At 59.4% G+C, this 13,165-nt stretch carries 16 protein-coding genes; 15 read left to right on the forward strand and 1 reads right to left on the reverse strand.

Annotated features, from left to right (window positions below):
- Positions 1-38 precede the first annotated feature (38 nt).
- The 9 genes from BFR47_RS18440 to BFR47_RS01970 all read left to right on the forward strand — a co-directional run bounded on the left by BFR47_RS18440 (position 39) and on the right by BFR47_RS01970 (position 6,432).
- Positions 39-374 (forward strand): hypothetical protein, encoded by a 336-nt coding sequence (locus BFR47_RS18440; RefSeq protein WP_245748760.1) that lies wholly within the window; start codon positions 39-41, stop codon positions 372-374.
- Entirely contained in the window at positions 371-2,044 is a 1,674-nt protein-coding gene (siaA, locus tag BFR47_RS01935) for a biofilm regulation protein phosphatase SiaA (RefSeq protein ID WP_245748761.1), read from the forward strand. Before BFR47_RS18440 ends, siaA begins: the two co-directional genes overlap by 4 nt.
- Positions 2,045-2,054: 10 nt before the next feature.
- Positions 2,055-2,597: a biofilm regulation protein kinase SiaB gene (siaB, locus tag BFR47_RS01940; protein WP_071471508.1), complete on the forward strand. Its 543-nt coding sequence runs from the start codon at positions 2,055-2,057 to the stop codon at positions 2,595-2,597.
- A 20-nt stretch (positions 2,598-2,617) separates the two neighbouring features.
- Positions 2,618-2,995 carry a biofilm regulation phosphoprotein SiaC gene (gene siaC / locus BFR47_RS01945; protein WP_071471509.1) on the forward strand — a complete coding sequence of 126 codons (378 nt, stop codon included), beginning with the start codon at positions 2,618-2,620 and terminating at the stop codon, positions 2,993-2,995.
- Entirely contained in the window at positions 2,988-3,773 is a 786-nt protein-coding gene (siaD, locus tag BFR47_RS01950; protein WP_071471510.1) for a biofilm regulation diguanylate cyclase SiaD, read from the forward strand. Before siaC ends, siaD begins: the two co-directional genes overlap by 8 nt.
- Positions 3,774-3,817: 44 nt before the next feature.
- A complete protein-coding gene (locus BFR47_RS01955; protein WP_071471511.1) occupies positions 3,818-4,375 on the forward strand; it encodes a HutD/Ves family protein in 558 nt (185 codons plus the stop codon).
- 1 nt (position 4,376) lies between these two features.
- On the forward strand, positions 4,377-5,048 hold the full coding sequence (locus tag BFR47_RS01960; protein ID WP_071471512.1) for an alpha/beta hydrolase: 672 nt from the start codon (positions 4,377-4,379) through the stop codon (positions 5,046-5,048).
- Positions 5,049-5,138: 90 nt separating this feature from the next.
- Complete coding sequence (locus tag BFR47_RS01965; protein ID WP_071471513.1) at positions 5,139-5,486, forward strand: HopJ type III effector protein; 348 nt, start codon at positions 5,139-5,141, stop codon at positions 5,484-5,486.
- A 40-nt stretch (positions 5,487-5,526) separates the two neighbouring features.
- Positions 5,527-6,432 carry a DUF808 domain-containing protein gene (locus BFR47_RS01970; RefSeq protein ID WP_071471514.1) on the forward strand — a complete coding sequence of 302 codons (906 nt, stop codon included), beginning with the start codon at positions 5,527-5,529 and terminating at the stop codon, positions 6,430-6,432.
- Between the two features lie 11 nt (positions 6,433-6,443).
- On the opposite strand, the gene BFR47_RS01975 is transcribed toward BFR47_RS01970, so the two are convergent.
- Positions 6,444-7,349 carry a DMT family transporter gene (locus tag BFR47_RS01975; RefSeq protein ID WP_071471515.1) on the reverse strand — a complete coding sequence of 302 codons (906 nt, stop codon included), beginning with the start codon at positions 7,347-7,349 and terminating at the stop codon, positions 6,444-6,446.
- A gap of 249 nt (positions 7,350-7,598) precedes the next feature.
- On the opposite strand from BFR47_RS01975, the gene BFR47_RS01980 reads away from it, so the two are divergent.
- From BFR47_RS01980 to BFR47_RS02005, 6 genes are all read left to right on the forward strand, one after another.
- Positions 7,599-8,522 (forward strand): mechanosensitive ion channel family protein, encoded by a 924-nt coding sequence (locus BFR47_RS01980; RefSeq protein WP_071471516.1) that lies wholly within the window; start codon positions 7,599-7,601, stop codon positions 8,520-8,522.
- Positions 8,523-8,635: 113 nt separating this feature from the next.
- Positions 8,636-9,103, forward strand: coding sequence for a 6,7-dimethyl-8-ribityllumazine synthase (ribH, locus tag BFR47_RS01985; protein ID WP_071471517.1), 468 nt, complete (start codon positions 8,636-8,638; stop codon positions 9,101-9,103).
- Positions 9,104-9,116: 13 nt separating this feature from the next.
- On the forward strand, positions 9,117-9,527 hold the full coding sequence (gene nusB / locus BFR47_RS01990) for a transcription antitermination factor NusB (RefSeq protein WP_071471518.1): 411 nt from the start codon (positions 9,117-9,119) through the stop codon (positions 9,525-9,527).
- A 48-nt stretch (positions 9,528-9,575) separates the two neighbouring features.
- Positions 9,576-10,547, forward strand: coding sequence for a thiamine-phosphate kinase (thiL, locus tag BFR47_RS01995; RefSeq protein WP_071471519.1), 972 nt, complete (start codon positions 9,576-9,578; stop codon positions 10,545-10,547).
- Complete coding sequence (locus BFR47_RS02000) at positions 10,544-11,023, forward strand: phosphatidylglycerophosphatase A family protein (protein ID WP_071471520.1); 480 nt, start codon at positions 10,544-10,546, stop codon at positions 11,021-11,023. The genes thiL and BFR47_RS02000 overlap by 4 nt, the downstream gene beginning before the upstream one ends.
- A gap of 387 nt (positions 11,024-11,410) precedes the next feature.
- The gene (locus BFR47_RS02005) at positions 11,411-13,150 is read left to right on the forward strand and encodes a dipeptide ABC transporter ATP-binding protein (RefSeq protein ID WP_071471521.1); all 1,740 of its coding nucleotides are present in this window, start codon (positions 11,411-11,413) and stop codon (positions 13,148-13,150) included.
- Positions 13,151-13,165: the final 15 nt, after the last annotated feature.

Here is a 13,165-nt window from a genome sequence, read left to right on the forward strand (position 1 = left end):
GAAGGGAATAACGACAGTAAAAGAGCAAAGGGAAAACAATGGCTATCTGGGGCAGGGGACTGCGCGCTAAATCCATATGGGCACTGTTGATCGCCTGCCTGCTGGCCTTTATTCCGGCGGGCGGCATCGGCTGGCAGGTGATGGCCGGGGTGCAGGAACATTTTGGCAAGGCCTATGCCCGCAATTTTACCCAGCTTAACCGGCAGAACATTCTGGTGCCGCTGTCCCGGGATCTGGCGCTGGCCCGGCGTTTTGCCGACTCGGTGCTCATGCGGCAATGGTTGCAGAACGAGCACGACGAGCAGAACAAAACCCTGCTGTTTCGTGAGGCCGAGGCTTTGCCGAGGACTTCAGCAGTCATTCCTTCTTCGTGATCGGCGCCGAGTCACGCGGCTATTACTACCATGATCCCGATACCCCTCTCAGCCGCGAACCGCAATATCGGCTCAATCCCGACAATCCCGACGACCGCTGGTTTTTCAATACACTGGCCAGCGGCGACAGGTTCAACATCAATGTCAACAGAGATACCCGTCTGGAAACGACCCGGGTCTGGCTGAACGTGCTGGTGCAAGAGCAGGGCCGGGTGCTCGGGCTGGCCGGCACCGGTATCGATTTGACCCGTTTTATCGAGCACTTTATCAACACCGATGAGGCCGGCGTCACGCCGATGATCATCGACGAGCAAGGCGCTTTTCAGGCGCACCCGGACAGCACGCTGATTGCCCTGGGCTCGGCCACCGGTGCCGATGCCGAGCGTCGAACCTTGCCGGCTCAGCTTGCCGATACCGGCCAGCGGCAACGGTTGCAGGAATTGATGGCACAAGCCAGGGCGGAGCCCGACAGCGTCGGCATCGACTGGCTTACCCTGAGCGGGCGGCGTCAGTTGCTGGCCCTCAGCTTCATGCCCGAACTCGGCTGGTATGTGGTGACGGCGGTCGATCCCGGCGCCGCCCGGGTGCTGGAGGAGGGCTGGATCAATACGGCCCTGCTGGCCTTTGTGATGATGCTGGCGGTGTTGCTGCTGGCGCTGGCCTATGCGGTTGAACGACTGATGCTGACCCCGCTGCGACGGTTGCAGGGCTCGGCCACCGCCATTGCCCAGGGGCGTTATGATGTTGCTTTGCCGCCGCCATCGGGGGACGAAATCGGTGATCTCAGTGCCGCCTTCGGGGTGATGGCAAGCAAGGTGCAGGCCCATACTGCAGAGTTGGAACAGAAGGTGCGCAGCCGTACTCACGAGCTGGAAGAAGCCAACCAGAAAATGCGTCTGGCGAACCAGCAGATCAACGATTCCATCGATTATGCCAGCCTGATCCAGCGGGCCATTCTGCCGGATCACCAGCTGACCCAGATGCTGGGCGAACATCATTTCGTACTCTGGCATCCGCGTGATGTGGTGGGCGGCGATTTCTATATCTTTCACCCCGGCGAGCGGGGACGCTTTCTGGTCGGCGTGGTGGACTGCGCCGGCCACGGGGTGGCGGGCGCGCTGATGACCATGCTGGCGCGGGCGGCGCTGGATCATGCCATTCGCGAGCAGGGGATAGACTCACCGGCGTCTATACTGCGACTGGCCGATCAGATCCTGAAAGGCATGCTGCAGGACGGCGAGTTGCCGCGCGGGCTGGCGACCAACATGGACGTGGGCCTGGCCAGTGTGGTTCCGGACCGGCAGCAACTGGTTTTTTCCGGTGCCAAGATGTCGCTCTATCACAGTGATGGGGAGCGGGTGGAAGAGCTCAAGGGCAGCCGGCGAACCCTGATGGATCGCCGGGACGCCTATTTTGAAGATCAAGTGATTGAACTGCAGCGCGACCATATTTATTACCTGGCCACCGATGGATATCTGGATCAGGCCGGCGGCAGCAAGGGCTTTGGGCTGGGCAGCAGCCAGTTCCGCGAGCTGTTGCTGACCCATTCACGCCTGCCGCTGGCAGAGCAGGCCAGGGCGCTCAAGCAGGCACTGGATGATTACCGGGGTACGCATCCGCAGCGGGACGACATGACCCTGCTCGCGTTTAAAGTCGATTCGTTTAAATAAGGATATTGATATGCTGTCCATTGACCTGCTGTCGATAAGAGAACAGTTTAATCAGAATCAGATACTATTGTGTTTCAACGGACCTATTTCCCGCAGTCTGATTGAAGAAATAGGTAATGCGCTGAAAAACTACCTGCAGGCGGAGAAGGCGCTTCCCGCTGCGGCGATGGACGTGTTCGGGGTTTACATCGAACTGACCCAGAATATCCGCCACTACGCCACCCGCGCGGCATACTCTGAAACCGAAGGGTCGGCCACGGTGGTGGTGGCCCGCAGCGACGAAGGCCACTATATGGTACTGGCCGGTAACCAGGTAGAACTGGATGATGGTCGGGCCCTGTGCCGTCGCATCGAGCAACTGGCCGAGATGGATAAAGCCGAGTTGAAGGCGGCTTACAAGACCCAGCTACGTCAGCCTCGAATGACGAACGACCATAGTGGCGCCGGGCTGGGTCTGCTCGATGTGGCTCGCAAGTCGTCTCGTCCGATGGCGGCGAAACTGGTCGAGACCGGTGAGGGCCGGGGTTTTTTCAGTCTGTTGGCGGTGATATGAGCACGAAATCGGAAGCGGTTATGAAGTCATTAAACATTACTGGTAGTCAGTCTACCCCCACCATTTTCTGCGACCCGGACAGCGGCGTGATGACGATGCAGGGGGACTCGTATCCCGAAAACTCGTTCGAGTTCTTCGGGGAAGTGATCGAATGGGTCGAACAGTTTCTGCATCACTCCGAGATACCGCTGCAACTGGAACTGCGGCTGATTTACATGAATACCAGCAGCGTCAAGGCGATGATGGACATCTTCGATATGCTGGAAGCGGCCTTTGGGCGGGGGCGCGAGGTCAGGGTGCGCTGGTGTTACGACCCGGATAACGAGCGGGTGGTGGAGCTGGCCGAAGAATTCAAGGAAGACTGTACCTTTCCCTTCGATATCGTACCTCATGACTGACCGGCTCCCTGACGATACCGAACTGGAGCGGCTGCTGGCGGATCCCGAACACCGGGATAACCCGCTGCTCCCGCTGCTCAGCCTGTTACTGGAGCGGGACAGGGAACAGCGAGCCCGGTTGGAACGGTTGCTGCGCATTTCCGACTGCAGCTACGACATGGCCCGCGGTCAGACTCAGGATCTGTTGCAGCAATACGACAGGCAATTGCGGCGGCTGGAAAAAATTACCCGCATCTCCGACCGTTATCAGCGCAACCTGCTCGAGCTTAACGAGCAGCTGAAAAAAGCCGCACTGCGGGATCCGCTGACCGGGCTGGCCAATCGACGACTGCTGATGGAGCGGCTGCACGAGGAGCTGGAGCGGTGCCGCCGAGGCAGAGAGCCATTCACTCTGGTGATGCTGGACGCCGATCATTTCAAGCGCATCAACGACGCCTTCGGTCATGATATGGGGGATCGGGTGCTGTGCATGATGGCCGATACCATTTCCCGGCAACTGCGCGATTACGATCTCTGTGCGCGCTGGGGCGGCGAGGAATTCATGCTGTTGTTGCCCAATACCGGACTGGAGCAGGCGACCAGTATGGTGGAAAGGGTCATGGAGGCGGTACGAGCCCTGCGACTGGAGGGAGACGAGCAGATCCAGCTCAGCGTCAGTGCAGGGCTGAGCACCTACCGCCCCGATGAAGCTATTGATCTCACCATCTACAGGGCAGACAGTGCACTGATCCGGGCCAAGCAGAATGGGCGGGATCGGTTGCAGGTGGCGCAACGCTAGTTGTCGCCGCGTTTTCATCGACACCGCATACGGATTGATAGCAAATGGCAACACGACTGGGACCGAGCAATTTTATCTACATGCCCTGGAAAAACGGCGGCGGCGTCACCCGGGAGCTGTATCGTCTGCCCGGTGAGCCGGGTACCGATTTCGGCTTGCGGGTGTCGATGGCCCGTGTGGGGCAAAGTGGCCCCTTTTCTTTCTTTCCCGGCATCGACCGTATCCTGATGCTGGTAGACGGCGCCGGCTTCGAGCTGGACATGAACGGCTCGAAGCAAACGCTGGATACTCCCTTCGTGCCGATGGCCTTTTCCGGCGAAGAGGCGGTGAGGTGCCGCTTGTTGAACGGTGAGTGTCTGGACTTCAATGTGATGAGCGACCGCCGCTGGGGCCGAGCCGGAGTGCAGGTGCATGAGCTGGCACCGGGACAGATTTATCGTTGCAACAGCGTGACGCCACGTTTGTTGTATCGTCATTCGACGGGCCAGAGCGCCGAGCCCGAGTTATGGGTACTGGCACCGGGAGACAGCCTGGATCTGGCTGCCGACGAGCAGGGCAGCATCCTGGTCGATATCACCCTTTATCCTCTGAACGGAGCCTGAGATGACCACACTGAATGTTATTGTGCGCGACACGGCGCCCACTCCGGACGCCTGCGTGATCTGGCTGCATGGCCTGGGCGCCGACGGTCACGACTTCGAGCCGATCGTGCCCGAACTGGACTTGCCTCAGGGCAGCGCCATCCGGTTTATCTTTCCTCATGCCCCGAAGATCCCGGTGACCATCAACGGAGGCCTGCCGATGCCGGCCTGGTATGACATTCTGGCCATGAGTCTGGAGCGGGAAGTGGATGAAGTACAGCTGCGGGCTTCGGCCATGGCGGTGCAGGCGCTGATTGAGCAACAGCTGGCTCAGGGCATCGACAGCCGACGTATCGTGCTGGCCGGATTTTCCCAGGGTGGTGCCGTGGCTTACGAGGCGGCCTTGAGTTACCCCCAGCCGCTGGCCGGTTTGATTGCCATGTCCACCTATCTGGCCACCGCCGACAGCCTGCAGCGCCATGATGCCAACCAGTATCTGCCGGTGCAGATACTGCACGGTAGTCGCGATGGCGTGGTGCCCGAGCTGCTGGGCGAGCGGGCCTGCCAGACGTTGCAGCAATGGGGCTTGGTGCCCGAGTTCCACAGCTACCCGATGGAGCACAGCGTCTGCGCCGCCGAAATTGCCGATATCTCCCGCTTCCTGCGCCGTTGCCTGCAACTGCAGGACGCATGAGCTGGCGCGTGCAGAGCAGGCAGGCTACACCGGCCCTTTGACTGACGTTAATAGAGCGTTAATTTTTAATCGTATTATCAAGGAAACAAGATGAACCTGAACGACCTGCAGCACACACTGCAACATACTCCCGAAACCGTCGAATTTGCCGACACCATGGCGGTGATCGAGAGCCTGTACGATTTTACCCCCACCGCCTTCACCAACGGCGAGCTGCACAACGAGGCCGGCCAGAACAACGGCTCCTGCAAACTGTTTGCCTTTGCCCGGCTGCAGGGCTTCGACCAGCAGCAGACCCTGGCCTGTTTCGGTGCCTTCTACCGGGACGATGTACTGGGTCATCCGGACGGACAGGATCATCAGAATATCCGCAACTTCATCAACCACGGCTGGGAAGGCATCGAGTTTACCGGTCAGCCGTTAACGCCCAAAGCCTGATCAACTTTTGATCGAGACCTGATCATAAAAGGATACTGCCATGGCCGGTGCCAGCCTGTTAACCCTGATTGATGATATCGCCACCATACTTGACGACGTGTCGCTGATGACCAAGGTCGCGGCCAAGAAAACCGCGGGAGTGCTGGGGGATGATCTGGCGCTTAATGCCCAGCAGGTTTCCGGGGTGCGGGCCGAACGCGAGCTGCCGGTGGTGTGGGCGGTCGCCAGGGGATCGCTGCGTAACAAGCTGATCCTGGTGCCGGCGGCGCTGTTGATCAGTGCCCTGGCACCCTGGGCCATCATCCCGCTGCTGATGCTGGGCGGCGCCTTTCTCTGCTTCGAGGGGGTGGAAAAGCTGGTGCATTCCCTGCTGCACAAGGGAGAGGCAGAACACACTCACCTGGCCGAGATCCCGGAGTCGGAGGATTTGGTGGCACTGGAGCAGGACAAGATCAAGGGGGCCATTCGTACCGATTTTATTCTGTCGGCCGAAATCATCGTCATCACCCTGGGCACCGTTGCCGGAGCCGGCTTCGGCATGCAGGTCATGGTGCTGTCAGGTATCGCTTTGCTGATGACTGTTGGTGTTTACGGGCTGGTGGCGGCTATCGTCAAACTGGACGATCTGGGCCTCTATCTGAGCCGGAAAAGCGGGCTGCTGCAGCTGTTGGGGCGTGCCCTGTTGTCGGCCTGCCCCTATCTGATGAAAGGCCTGTCGGTGGTGGGAACCGCCGCCATGTTTCTGGTGGGGGGCGGCATTCTGGTGCATGGCATTCCCGGCGCCGATACCCTGATCCATGACTGGATTCGGGGGCTGCCGTTATTGGGCGGCACGCTGAACTGGCTGGCGCCGATGCTGCTGAACGCTGCCGTCGGTATTCTGGCGGGGATTCTAGTGTTACTGCTGGTCAAGGGGGCCGGCCGGCTGAAGGGAGCGGCCGGTTAAAGGCTTGCCGTTCAGGGTTGTCTTCTGCCCGGATGCAACGCCCGGCGGCTACGATACCAGGCCAGCAGGCTGCGGCTGCGATAGCTGAGCAGCGCCAGCAGGATCAGCGCACAGCCAAACACTTTCTGTATCGGCATGGGTTCGTGATACCAGAATACGCTGATCAACACGGTCCATACTGGTTCCAGCATCATGATCAGCGCGGCATTGGCCACGTTGCTGTATTTTTGCCCGGTGCTCTGGCAGACGAACCGCAGCGAGGTGGCCAGCAACACGCTGGCGGTAAACCAGCCCCATATTTCGGCCTCGATGACGTCGGGCCATTGTTCGAACAGGCCGGAGTAAATCAGGTGCATGACGCCGGTGACCGCCAGTTGAATGCAGGTGAGCGCCATGGGGTCGATGCGCCGGGCAAAACGGCTGTTGAAGTTGAAATACAGGGCCAGCGACAGCGATGCCAGCAGGAACAGCAGCTGGCTGAGCGACAGACTCAAGCCCGAGCCCATGGTCAGCAGGAACAGGCCGGCGATGGCGATGGGCAGAGCCAGCCAGAACTGCCGGCTGGGCCGTTCCCTGAAGATCAGCCAGGCCAGGGGGGGCACCATCAGCATCGACAGACTCATGATAAAGGCACCTTCGCCGATGCCCTCGCTGTGGGAGATGGCCTGAATCCAGAAAATCAGGTTCAGAGTCATCATCAGGCCGATGGCGGCGGCCTTGAGCAGGTGTTCGGGTGACGTCTGGCGTAACTGGCGGTAACAGAAGGGCAGCAGCAGCAGTGCCGCCAGCACGAAGCGCCAGCCAACAAAGCCGGCGGGGGGCAGGCCGGCAATCGCCTCCTTCGAAAACAGCCAGCCGGCGGACGCCAGCAGGGTCGCCGTTAAAATAAACAAGTCGCCGCGCCGTTCTGGCAGCATAAAGCACCCTTCGTTGTGTTCTGGTGGAAAACGGATTGAGACTGGTCGGTATACAGATGATCTGCGCGGCTTCATCGCAGGAATGAATGTGTTGGCCGACAGTGGTCCTACTCTATGCCATTTCTATTTGTTTGCACAGAGTCGTCTGGTTCTGTAAGGCAGCCGACACCCCCCCTCGGTATTGGCGAACCTGGTTTCATCTACATAAGCTTCAGAGAACCATGTCGATGAAAATGAAGAGAGATAATAATGTCCGACCAGACAGGAGCCAGGAGCGAGGCGGCCTCGCCGGAAGATGTGCCACAACAGATTGATTTCGACTTCGGGATCATGACGGAGCGTATCGACAGCTGGGTGGACGGCGGTGTTCGCCTGGTGCCGAACATCTTGCTGGCCCTGGTGGTACTGGCCCTGTTTTATGGTCTCGGTGCCCTGAGTCGGCGGCTGATACGGCGTCAGGGCCATCGCCGTGGGCGGGAGAATCTGGGCGAGGTACTGGGTGGTTTCGTCAAGTGGACTCTGGTATTGCTGGGGTTTCTGCTGGCCGCCACCATCGTCATTCCCAGCCTGAAGCCGGGCGATTTGATTGCCGGCCTGGGGGTCAGCTCGGTGGCCATCGGTTTTGCCTTCAAGGATATTCTGCAAAACTGGCTGGCGGGCCTGCTGATCCTGTTGCGTCAGCCCTTCAACATCAAGGATCAGATCGAGGTCAATGGTCATGAGGGGACGGTCGAGCGCATCGAAACCCGGGCCACCATCATCAAGACTCACGACGGACGGCGCATCGTGATCCCCAACAGCGATATCTACACCAACGCGGTACTGGTGAAAACCGCCTATGAGTATCGGCGTAGTCAGTACGATATCGGCATCGGTTATGAAGATGATCTTGATCGGGCCTGTGAGTTGCTGAAAGAGGCCGTGACCAGGCTGGATGGAGTGGAAGCAGAGCCGGCGGTGCAGGCGCTGCCCTGGGATCTGGCCGCCAGCTGGGTAACCATCCGCGTGCGTTGGTGGACCGGCAGTCAGCAAAGTGATGTGACCCGGATTCGGGCGGCGGTGGTCAGGACCATCAAGCTGACCCTGGAGCAGGCCGAAGTCGATATGCCGGGCGAAACCCGGGTCTGTCTGTTGCAGGATATAACCGGGTCTGCGGATGACGAAAAATCCTGATCTCTGGTTGGCTGACCAGCGTTACATGACCAGCTCAGAGAGCCCCTGTTAAGTCTTTTGTCACCCTCTGGTTGTGGTAAGATGTGCGCACTTTTGTCCAAACAGGGATTCCCATGAAGGTAATCGAAGGGCTGATGGCCACTCCCGAGGCCAAGGTGGCGATCGTTGTCGCCCGTTTCAACAGCTTTATCAACGACAGCCTGGTGGCCGGTGCACTGGATGTGCTCAAGCGTCAGGGCCAGGTCAAAGATGACAATATCACTCTGGTACGGGTACCGGGTGCCATCGAAATGCCACTGGTGTGCAAAAAACTCGCCAAGAGCGGCAACTATGATGCCATTGTGGCCCTCGGCTGCGTGATCCGTGGTGGTACCTACCACTTCGATCTGGTCGCCAACGAAAACAGCAAAGGCATGGCCAGTGTGATGATGGATTTCGAAGTGCCGATTGCCTTCGGGGTTCTGACCACCGAAAACATCGAACAAGCCATAGAGCGTGCTGGCACCAAGGCGGGTAACAAGGGCGCGGAAGCTGCCCTCAGCGCACTTGAAATGATTAACGTCCTGCAAGCGCTGGACTAAGAGGAGTACTGCATTGAAACCGTCTGAACGCCGTAAGGCCCGCCGTCTCGCTACCCAGGCCATCTACCAGTGGCAGATGACCCGGGATAACGTGGCCGATATTGCCCAGCAGTTTGCGCTGGAACAGGACACCAAAGGGGTGGATCTGGATTATTTCCGCGATCTGCTGTTTGGGGTCTCGGTTCATGCCACCGAGCTGGATGCGGTGTATTCACCTTATCTGTCTCGTCCGCTGGCCGAGCTGGATGTGGTGGACAAGGCGGTGTTGCGGTTGGCCACCTATGAGCTGACCCGGCGTGAAGATGTACCTTATCGGGTTGTCATCAACGAGGCGATCGAACTGGCCAAGGCCTTTGCCGCCGAAGAGAGCCACAAGTTCGTCAATGGTGTACTCGACAAGGTCATCAAGCAGTTGAAAAAATAACAATAAGCACGGGAAAAAAGCCAGCGACTGCTGGCTTTTCATTTTCTTATGAATGAATTTGAAATAATAAAACACTATTTTACCGTCCCCGGCCACCGCAAGGATGTGCTGATGGGGCCGGGGGATGACTGCGCCCTGTTGCAGGTACCGCCTCATTCCCAGCTGGCAGTGAGCACCGATACCCTGGTGAGCGGGGTACACTTTTTTGCCGATATGGCGCCGATGGCGCTGGGCCACAAGGCGCTGGCGGTCAACCTTTCCGATCTGGCGGCCATGGGGGCCGATCCTTGCTGGGTATCGCTGGCGCTGACCCTGCCGGAGATCGATGAAAGCTGGATTAAAGGTTTTTGTGCCGGCTTCTTCGAACTGGCGGAATATTACAACGTGGCACTGGTGGGGGGCGATATGACCCGCGGCCCGTTGTCGATTACCGTCACCGTCCACGGCACCCTGCCGGAAGGCAAGGGACTGCGGCGCAACGGTGCCCGGGTGGGGGATGGCATTTATGTCACCGGCACCCTGGGGGATGCGGCACTGGGCCTGCAACAGATACAGGGCAAGGTAACGGTGCCGGAGCAGTATCGGGACTTTGTGCGGACCAAGTTCGAGTTCCCTCATCCGCGTATTCTGGCGGGACAGGCGCTGCGAGACATTGCCTCCAGCGCCCTGGACCTGTCAGACGGTCTGGCCGGCGATCTGGCCCATGTGGCGCGCGCCTCCGGCGTTCGTGCACAACTGGAGCTGGAGCGACTGCCGCTGAGTGCCGCCATGCTGGACTCGGTATCGCGGGAGCAGGGCTGGGAGCTGGCACTGACCGGCGGTGACGATTACGAGCTGTGCTTTACCGTGCCCGAAATTCACCGCGGGCAGCTCGAAACTGCGCTGGCCCACTGCGGCGTCAAGTTTACCCGGGTCGGCCGCATGCTCGCCGGTGAGCCGGGCGTCGAGCTGATGGCCAAAGGGCGTTCCTACCAGCTGAGCACGCAAAGCTGGGATCATTTCCGGAGTACTCCCGCATGAGAAAGCCCGAGCTGGCGGCTCTGAAACTGTCCAATCCGCTGCACCTGCTGGCCCTGGGGTTTGGCACCGGCCTGAGCCCGGTGATGCCGGGCACCATGGGGACCCTGGCGGCGATTCCGCTCTATCTGCTGATACAGGGGCTGTCGGCTCCCTGGTATCTGCTGATCCTGGTGCTGGGCTTTATTGCCGGCATCTGGATTTGCAATGCGGCTACCCGGGCCATCGGCCGTCATGACCATGGTGCCATCGTCTGGGACGAAATTATCGGCTTCGGCATCACCATGTTCGCGGCACCGACCGGTGGCTGGTGGATACTGGCGGGCTTCGTGCTGTTCCGGTTGTTCGATATCGTCAAACCCTGGCCCATTCGCTGGTTCGATCGGCGGATACACGGCGGCTTCGGCATCATGTTCGACGACGTTATCGCCGGGCTTTTTGCCCTGGCCTGCCTACAGGGACTGGCCGCTCTGCTGTAATAACCGGCCACGCAGCCATTCGGGCTGCGTGGCCGAGTCGGGTTATCCCCTGACCCTAGCCTGGTTATCCCCTGACATTGTGGCTCCCTGCCACTCGGCATCTTTAGATTAAAAACCCTATTTTACCCGTGCCTGCCTCCTGACCTTAGCGGTTGCCTCCGTCATAAAAACTGTTGCTCATTGGATCCCTGAAATATATTGCTGAACTTGTGAGTTAAGACCCTATATCCACGATTTACCTTGAAATAAAGATAGCTTTACCATAGCGTTGATATGTTGCTTTTTTGTTGCCGGCTATCCATGCTCGACAACAGTACATCGGCTGCCATCTCAGGGTGGCCGGTCCAAGGACGCGTGAGCGAGGCCAGACCTCGGTTAAGGATGAGCATGTCCCTGTTAGCCGTAAAACACCTGCGAATTGAATATCCGTCCCGCCATGGCGTCATGGCTGCAGTGGACGACCTGTCCTTCAGTATCGAAAAAGGCGAAATTCTCGGCGTGGTCGGCGAGTCCGGTGCCGGCAAGTCAACCATCGGCAATGCGGTCATCGATCTGCTGAGTCCGCCCGGTTGCATTGCCAGTGGCGAAGTCTATCTGGACGACGAGAAGATCTCCGGCCTGAATCCGGCCGAGATGCGTGCCATTCGTGGCAGCCGTATCGGCTTTATTTTTCAGGACCCCATGACCTCGCTCAATCCGCTGTTTACGGTGGAATATCAGATGGTCGAGACCCTGCTGGCCAATACCGACATGAGCCGGGAGCAGGCCCGTCACAAGGCCATTTCGCTGCTCGATGCCGTGGGCATTCCCCAGCCGGAGCAGCGTATCGGGCAGTATCCGCATCAGTTTTCCGGCGGCATGCGGCAGCGGGTGGTCATTGCCATCGCCCTGTCCTGTGATCCCGAACTGATTATTGCCGATGAGCCGACCACGGCGCTGGACGTGTCGATTCAGGACCAGATCCTGACCCTGATCCGCACCTTGTGCAAAGAGCGTAACGTGGGCTGCATGCTGGTGACCCACGACATGGGGGTGGTGTCCAACGTCACCGACCGGGTGGCGGTGATGTATCGTGGCCGGCTGATGGAAATCGGCCCTACCGCCCGGGTGCTGGGCACGCCGGAACATGACTATACCCGCAGCCTGATCTCCGCCGTGCCCCGTTCCGATGTCAAGCTGCGGCGCTTTCCGCTGGTGTCCTACATCGAAGATGCCAAGGAAAAGGCCAGCCTGGATCTCAAACACCACTGGCTGGGCCAGAGCCAGGATCAGCGTGACTACCAGGGGGCGCTGTTGCGGGTCGAACACTGTAACCTGCGCTTCGTCACCAGGGATTCGATTTTTCCTTCCCGCCGCCGGTATCTGCAGGCGACCAACGACGTCAGCTTCGAGATTAATGAAGGGGAAACCTTCGGCCTGGTGGGGGAGTCGGGTTCCGGCAAGTCCACCATCGCCCGGGCCATTACCGGGCTCTATCCGCCCGACAGTGGCCAGATCTGGTTCGAAGGCATCGAGCTGACCGCCATCAAAAGCGAGCGGGAGCGGCGCCCTTTTCGTCGGCAGATGCAGATGGTGTTTCAGAATCCCTATTCGTCACTCAACCCGCGCATGCGGGTGGCGGACATCATCGCCGAGCCGATTCGCTTCCACCGTCTGGCGCAGAGCGAGGCGCAGATCCGCGGCATCGTCGACGACCTGCTCGATTACGTCGGCCTGGGACGGGTGGCGGGGCTGAAGTTTCCCCACGAGTTTTCCGGTGGCCAGCGCCAGCGTATCTCCATCGCCCGCGCCCTGGCCACCCGGCCCCGGCTGTTGATCTGCGATGAGCCGACTTCGGCGCTGGATGTGTCGGTACAGGCGCAAATTCTGAATTTGCTCAAGGATTTGCAGGATGAGCTCAAGCTGACCATGCTGTTTATCAGCCACGATTTGCCGGTGATCCGGCAGATGTGCGATCGCATCGGAGTGATGAAAAAAGGCACCCTGGTGGAGGTGGCCGCCACCGAGCAGTTGTTTACCGACGCGGCAGATCCCTACAGCCGCTCATTGATTGCATTGATGCCCGAATTCAAGGGCATGTCACGGGAAGGCCTGGACATTTCCAATGCCCATGCGGGCCAACATTAATGATGTCAACGGAGT

Source organism: Oceanisphaera psychrotolerans (assembly GCF_001870485.1).
GTDB classification, from domain to species: Bacteria; Pseudomonadota; Gammaproteobacteria; order Enterobacterales; family Aeromonadaceae; genus Oceanimonas; species Oceanimonas psychrotolerans.

Excerpts from the sequence above, each read along its gene's own strand:
- BFR47_RS01960 (WP_071471512.1), top strand. The coding sequence starts at position 4,377 with ATGACCACACTGAATGTTATTGTGCGCGACACGGCGCCCACTCCGGAC.
- thiL (WP_071471519.1), top strand. The coding sequence starts at position 9,576 with ATGAATGAATTTGAAATAATAAAACACTATTTTACCGTCCCCGGCCAC.
- ribH (WP_071471517.1), top strand. The coding sequence starts at position 8,636 with ATGAAGGTAATCGAAGGGCTGATGGCCACTCCCGAGGCCAAGGTGGCG.
- siaD (WP_071471510.1), top strand. The coding sequence starts at position 2,988 with ATGACTGACCGGCTCCCTGACGATACCGAACTGGAGCGGCTGCTGGCG.
- siaB (WP_071471508.1), top strand. The coding sequence starts at position 2,055 with ATGCTGTCCATTGACCTGCTGTCGATAAGAGAACAGTTTAATCAGAAT.
- BFR47_RS01980 (WP_071471516.1), top strand. The coding sequence starts at position 7,599 with ATGTCCGACCAGACAGGAGCCAGGAGCGAGGCGGCCTCGCCGGAAGAT.
- BFR47_RS01965 (WP_071471513.1), top strand. The coding sequence starts at position 5,139 with ATGAACCTGAACGACCTGCAGCACACACTGCAACATACTCCCGAAACC.
- BFR47_RS02005 (WP_071471521.1), top strand. The coding sequence starts at position 11,411 with ATGTCCCTGTTAGCCGTAAAACACCTGCGAATTGAATATCCGTCCCGC.
- BFR47_RS18440 (WP_245748760.1), top strand. The coding sequence starts at position 39 with ATGGCTATCTGGGGCAGGGGACTGCGCGCTAAATCCATATGGGCACTG.
- siaC (WP_071471509.1), top strand. The coding sequence starts at position 2,618 with ATGAAGTCATTAAACATTACTGGTAGTCAGTCTACCCCCACCATTTTC.
- BFR47_RS01975 (WP_071471515.1), bottom strand. The coding sequence starts at position 7,349 with ATGCTGCCAGAACGGCGCGGCGACTTGTTTATTTTAACGGCGACCCTG.
- BFR47_RS01955 (WP_071471511.1), top strand. The coding sequence starts at position 3,818 with ATGGCAACACGACTGGGACCGAGCAATTTTATCTACATGCCCTGGAAA.
- BFR47_RS02000 (WP_071471520.1), top strand. The coding sequence starts at position 10,544 with ATGAGAAAGCCCGAGCTGGCGGCTCTGAAACTGTCCAATCCGCTGCAC.
- BFR47_RS01970 (WP_071471514.1), top strand. The coding sequence starts at position 5,527 with ATGGCCGGTGCCAGCCTGTTAACCCTGATTGATGATATCGCCACCATA.